Source organism: Zoogloea oryzae (genome assembly GCF_030161255.1).
GTDB classification, from domain to species: Bacteria; Pseudomonadota; Gammaproteobacteria; order Burkholderiales; family Rhodocyclaceae; genus Zoogloea; species Zoogloea oryzae.
This window is the reverse complement of the sequence record NZ_BSPX01000143.1, coordinates 1-4,271: the sequence shown is the minus strand read 5'-3', so window position 1 is coordinate 4,271 and position 4,271 is coordinate 1. Positions and strand designations below refer to the sequence as shown.

6 protein-coding genes and 1 riboswitch are annotated in these 4,271 nt (G+C 70.3%); of the genes, 5 read left to right on the top strand and 1 reads right to left on the bottom strand.

The features are described 5' to 3' along the window. Nucleotides 1–277: 277 nt before the first annotated feature. Nucleotides 278–494, bottom strand: a riboswitch (cobalamin riboswitch). Between the two features lie 169 nt (nt 495–663). Beyond that, on the bottom strand, nt 664–894 hold the full coding sequence (locus tag QQK25_RS22330; protein ID WP_284189942.1) for a hypothetical protein: 231 nt from the start codon (nt 892–894) through the stop codon (nt 664–666). Here QQK25_RS22330 and QQK25_RS22325 point away from each other — a divergent pair. The 5 genes from QQK25_RS22325 to QQK25_RS22305 all read left to right on the top strand — a co-directional run. Further along, nucleotides 889–1,197: a hypothetical protein gene (locus tag QQK25_RS22325; protein ID WP_284189941.1), complete on the top strand. Its 309-nt coding sequence runs from the start codon at nt 889–891 to the stop codon at nt 1,195–1,197. The genes QQK25_RS22330 and QQK25_RS22325 overlap by 6 nt on opposite strands. Before the next feature lie 20 nt (nt 1,198–1,217). Continuing rightward, nucleotides 1,218–2,453: a hypothetical protein gene (locus QQK25_RS22320; protein ID WP_284189940.1), complete on the top strand. Its 1,236-nt coding sequence runs from the start codon at nt 1,218–1,220 to the stop codon at nt 2,451–2,453. A gap of 11 nt (nt 2,454–2,464) precedes the next feature. Continuing rightward, a complete protein-coding gene (locus tag QQK25_RS22315) occupies nt 2,465–3,004 on the top strand; it encodes a GTP-binding protein (RefSeq protein ID WP_284189939.1) in 540 nt (179 codons plus the stop codon). Nucleotides 3,005–3,009: 5 nt separating this feature from the next. Continuing rightward, nucleotides 3,010–3,639 carry a hypothetical protein gene (locus QQK25_RS22310; protein ID WP_284189938.1) on the top strand — a complete coding sequence of 210 codons (630 nt, stop codon included), beginning with the start codon at nt 3,010–3,012 and terminating at the stop codon, nt 3,637–3,639. 100 nt (nt 3,640–3,739) lie between these two features. Next, nucleotides 3,740–4,271: TolC family protein (locus QQK25_RS22305; RefSeq protein WP_284189937.1), on the top strand; the 532-nt coding region annotated here is incomplete at its 3' end.

Sequence of the window (4,271 nt, the reverse complement as noted above, 5' to 3'; positions counted from 1 at the left end):
GGCGCGGCGCGGTCGGTGACGACGCCGAACAGCGTCGCCGCCTGCGCGGGCAGCGCGCCCAGCAGGGCCGCGGCGAGCAGGGCGCGAGCGAGGGTGCGGCAAAAGCCTGAGTGTGGTCCTGACATCCCGTCTCCATGGGCCGGATCGCCGGGCCGGACGGGGGACGAGAAAGGACGGAACGAAACCGCGCGGCGGGACACGCCGGCAGGAGGACGGACGCCGGGCTGGCCGGCGGACGGACACATTTCGCTCGCCAGGCCCGCACCCCGGGGCTCAGCAGAAACAATGTCCTCGGGCCGGTCTTCTGGCTCGCCGTCGTCCTTCCCCATCCGCCTTCCCGGGCTGGTGCCCAGTGGCATGTGGATGGAGTCGTCTGGCTTACAGCAGCGGGGGCTGCGCCGGAATGGTCGGAGGGCTCGCCGCCGACGTCACCGGACTTCCCGTTTGGCCGTTTCCGCGAAGGCGGATCGGGCACCCGGAGGAACAGGGACGCCGAGGTTAAGACAAAGTCGGCAGCCCGGCAAGCCGGATGTCACCTGCGGCCGTGTCGGAGCCCCCTCCGCCCGGGGCGTCGCCAGGCCACGACGGGGTGAATTTTCTCGATTTTCGGGGCAGATCAAGACCCAATCCGGGCCGCACGTCAGCATTTGACAGGCAGCTTTGTCAAAATCTGTATAAATAACAGAAGTAATCAAAGCGGCCGGTTTCGCCGCCGTCGAGCCCCCTATAATCGAGCCCGATCGTCATATCGCGCACGGCATCGGGCGTGATCGAACTCACCCAGCCAGGGGCTCCGACTTGGAACGACCCGAACCCGCCTTCCAGCAGCCTGACAGCAACATACTGCACCTGCGGGGCGAGGCCGGACGACTGCTCGCGCACCTGGAGATGCATCTGGCTCGCCAGCCGGACGACCTGACCAGCCACACCCGGCGGATCCTGATCGCCTGGCAGCTGGGCGACGGCGACGCGACCTACGGCGCCCTGGTGGATCTGTTCATCGTGCTGGCCGAGCGGGGCGTCGGCCTGAAGTCCGCGATGCTGTCGCAGACCGCCCTGCAGCTCGACCCGCCCCAGCGCCGCTTCCTCGCCAGCCACCTCGCCAGCGGCGTGCGCGCCGACGAAAACGTACAACCCCCGGCCAGCCGCTCGGTATTGACGCGCGGCCTGGTCGGCATGACCACCCCGGCCCTCTGACCGCCTTCGGGAGAAACACCATGATGACCGCCCAGCCTACGCTCCGCCTCTGCCACACCGGCATGGACAGCCGCTCGCTGTACGCCTTCGAGATCTTCCTCTCGCGCGTGGACTCCCGTGCCTGTCAGATCACCGATGAAACCGCCGCCGACGTGGCCTTCATCGACATCGACAACGACCTGGGCCGCTACCTCCTCGAAGGTCACCGCCTGCTCTACCCGGGCCGCCCGCTGATCGTCAGCACCCAGAAGGCGCCGCTGGACAACGATCCGCTGACCATCCCGGTCACCAAGCCAGTGGGCCTCGCCGCCTTCTCGGCCGCCCTCGAACAGGCCCGCCGCCTGCTGCCGCCTGCGCCGGTCGTCGAAGCCCCCGTGGCGGCCATCGACACCGGCACCCTCGAGGACGCCGACAGCATCCCCGACGAAATGCCCGTCGAGATGCTCTTCAACCGCACCGAGCCGCGCCTCGCCAACGCCGATCCGGTGGCCCTGCTGCGCCAGCTCGAAGAGCGCCTGTCCACCTTCTATGTGGGCTCGATGCCCGATGTGGATCTCGACGACCTGATCGCCCGCAACGCCATCTACTACACCCCGGACCAGTTCCTGCAGGGCGAGATCACCCGCGCCGTCGCCCACGCCCGGGAAATCCACCGCCCGGTGCGCATCGACGACGCCAGCGGCACCGCCCTCTACCTCGACCCGCAGAGCGGCAAGGCGCTTCAGGCCCGCAGCACCAACGCCCTGCGCGCCCTGGCCCAGCTGCCCACCCGCGGCACGGTGAAGATGAGCCGCGTCGAGCCCGGGGACGCCGTGCGCATGGACACGCTCGAAAGCCGCCCCCTCGAAGCCCTCGAATGGGACGTGGCCCTGTGGGCCTCCCGCGGGCGCCTGCCCCGGGGCACCAGCCTGGATCACCCGGTGCGCCTGCACAGCTGGCCCAACCTCACCCGCCTCGCGGTGCCGCCCGAAGCCATGCGCATCGCCGGCCTGTGGTCGCGGGGCGGCTACAACCTGCGTGACACCGTGAGCATGCTGGGCATCCCGCAGCGCTACGTGTTCGCCTTCTACAGCGCCTGCCATGCCCTCGGCCTGGTCGAGCTGGCCGCCAATCCGGCCGCCCTCGCCGCCGCCCGCATCGTCAGCCGGCAGGTCGTCGCCGGCCCGGCCGAAACCGCCCCGCCGATGCGAGGCCTGTTCAAGCGCATCCTCGGCAAGCTGCTGGGCGCCCGCCTCGGAGAAGCCGCAGCTGGCTGAGGCCTGCGCTGATGAGCCACTACAAGATCATCTTTGCCGGCCCCGTCGGCGCCGGCAAGACCACCGCCGTCACCGCCGCCAGCGACATTCCGCCGGTGCGCACCGACGCCGCCGCCTCCGACGAAGTCCGCGAGCTCAAGCCCAACACCACCGTGGCGATGGACTACGGCGCGATGAAGCTGGCCGACGGCAGCACCATCCACCTCTACGGAACGCCGGGCCAGCAGCGCTTCGACTTCATGTGGGAGATCCTCACCGAAGGCGGCATCGCGCTGATCCTGCTGATCGACAACTCCCGCGGCGACCCGCTCAAGGAGCTGCGCTTCTACCTGGGCGCCTTCAGCGGCTTCATCCGCAAGACGGCCGTGGCCATCGGCGTCACCCACGTGGATCTCGCCGCCACCCCCAGCCTGTCCGACTACCAGCAGGAGCTCGACCGGGCCGGCTTCGGCTGCGTGCCGGTATTCGAAGTCGATGCCCGCGCCCGCCGCGACGTGTGCCTGCTGATCGAAGCCGTGCTGAGCGTCATCGACCCGGTGGCCAGCGCCTGATCCCCATGGATGCGCCCCGCCGCTTCCTGCTCCCCACCCCGGCCGGCGCCTACTTTGCGGCTGCCGCCCAGGCCGAAGACCGCCTGCGCGGCTTCATCCGCCTGCTCTTCGCCCAGCCGGCCAGCCCGGCGTGGCACGACGAGGACGACGGCTTCGTGCGCCGGCTCGCCACCGCGGGCTGGATCCAGTACCTCGACGCCCCCCGCTGCGCCCCCCGCGACACCATCGAAGCCGCCCTGCAAAGCCTGCTCCCGCCCCTCGCCGGCAGCCGCAGCGCGCTGCTGGCCGATGCCCACGGCTTTCACCTCGCCAGCACCGGCTTCACCACCCCGCAAGCCGAAGCCCTGGCCGCCCTGTCGGCCGACCTCGCCAGCCTGCACAGCCGTCACCAGCGGGTCATCAACCAGGATCTGCGCCTCTACGGCAGCGCCTGGTCGATCCCCGACGCCGCCGGTCACAGCCAGATCGGCTTCTGGCCACTCTACGTGGGCAGCCACCGTTTCGTGCTCATCCTGGCCGGCGTGCCCCACCTCAACCAGCCCCCGCTGGTGGATCTGGTCTGGCTGCTCCACCAGCGCTACGGCCCCCTCGCCAGCGTGCTCCCCGCCACGGCCGACAGCACCGTAACCAGCTGACACCGCGACGCAAGCTCGGTGCAAGGAAGTAGTCAGGTGACGGACAGACTCCGCTCCTAGACTGCACATCTGGATCTCACTGCCCGATGGAATGCGTCCCTTGCTGCCCCTTCGCCGCCTCACCCGGCACCTGCTGATGGCCGCGCTGCTGCTGCCGGCCATCAGCCACGCCCAGACCGCCGACACCCCGCCCCTCAGCCTGCAAGACGCCGAAAAGCGCCTGCTCGACGCCAACCCGACCATTCTCCAGGCCCGCGCCGCCGTGGCCGGCGCCCGAGCCGGCATCGACATCGCCGGCGCCCGCCCCAACCCCATCGTCACCGCCTCGGTCACCAGCATCAACCCGACCCGCAGCGGCAACGGCGGCTACTGGGATCGCCCGGTGGACAACGTACTGCGGGTCGATCAGATGATCGAACGCGGCGACAAGCGTGACCTGCGCCTCGCCGCTGCCGAACGCAACCTCGCTGCCACCGGCCTCGATCTCGACAACACCATCCGCCTCGCCCGCATCGAACTGGCCAGCGCCTGGGTCGACCTGCGCGCCGCCCGCGAGGTGCGCCGCATCGCCGACGAAAACGCCGCCCTCGCCCGCCGCGCCGCCGACGCCGCAGAGGTGCGCGGCAAGGCCG

Bases quoted from the DNA above. Each gene is read 5' to 3' on its own strand.
- QQK25_RS22325 (WP_284189941.1), top strand. From the start codon at position 889: ATGCATCTGGCTCGCCAGCCGGACGACCTGACCAGCCACACCCGGCGG.
- QQK25_RS22330 (WP_284189942.1), bottom strand. From the start codon at position 894: ATGCATCTCCAGGTGCGCGAGCAGTCGTCCGGCCTCGCCCCGCAGGTG.
- QQK25_RS22320 (WP_284189940.1), top strand. From the start codon at position 1,218: ATGATGACCGCCCAGCCTACGCTCCGCCTCTGCCACACCGGCATGGAC.
- QQK25_RS22315 (WP_284189939.1), top strand. From the start codon at position 2,465: ATGAGCCACTACAAGATCATCTTTGCCGGCCCCGTCGGCGCCGGCAAG.
- QQK25_RS22310 (WP_284189938.1), top strand. From the start codon at position 3,010: ATGGATGCGCCCCGCCGCTTCCTGCTCCCCACCCCGGCCGGCGCCTAC.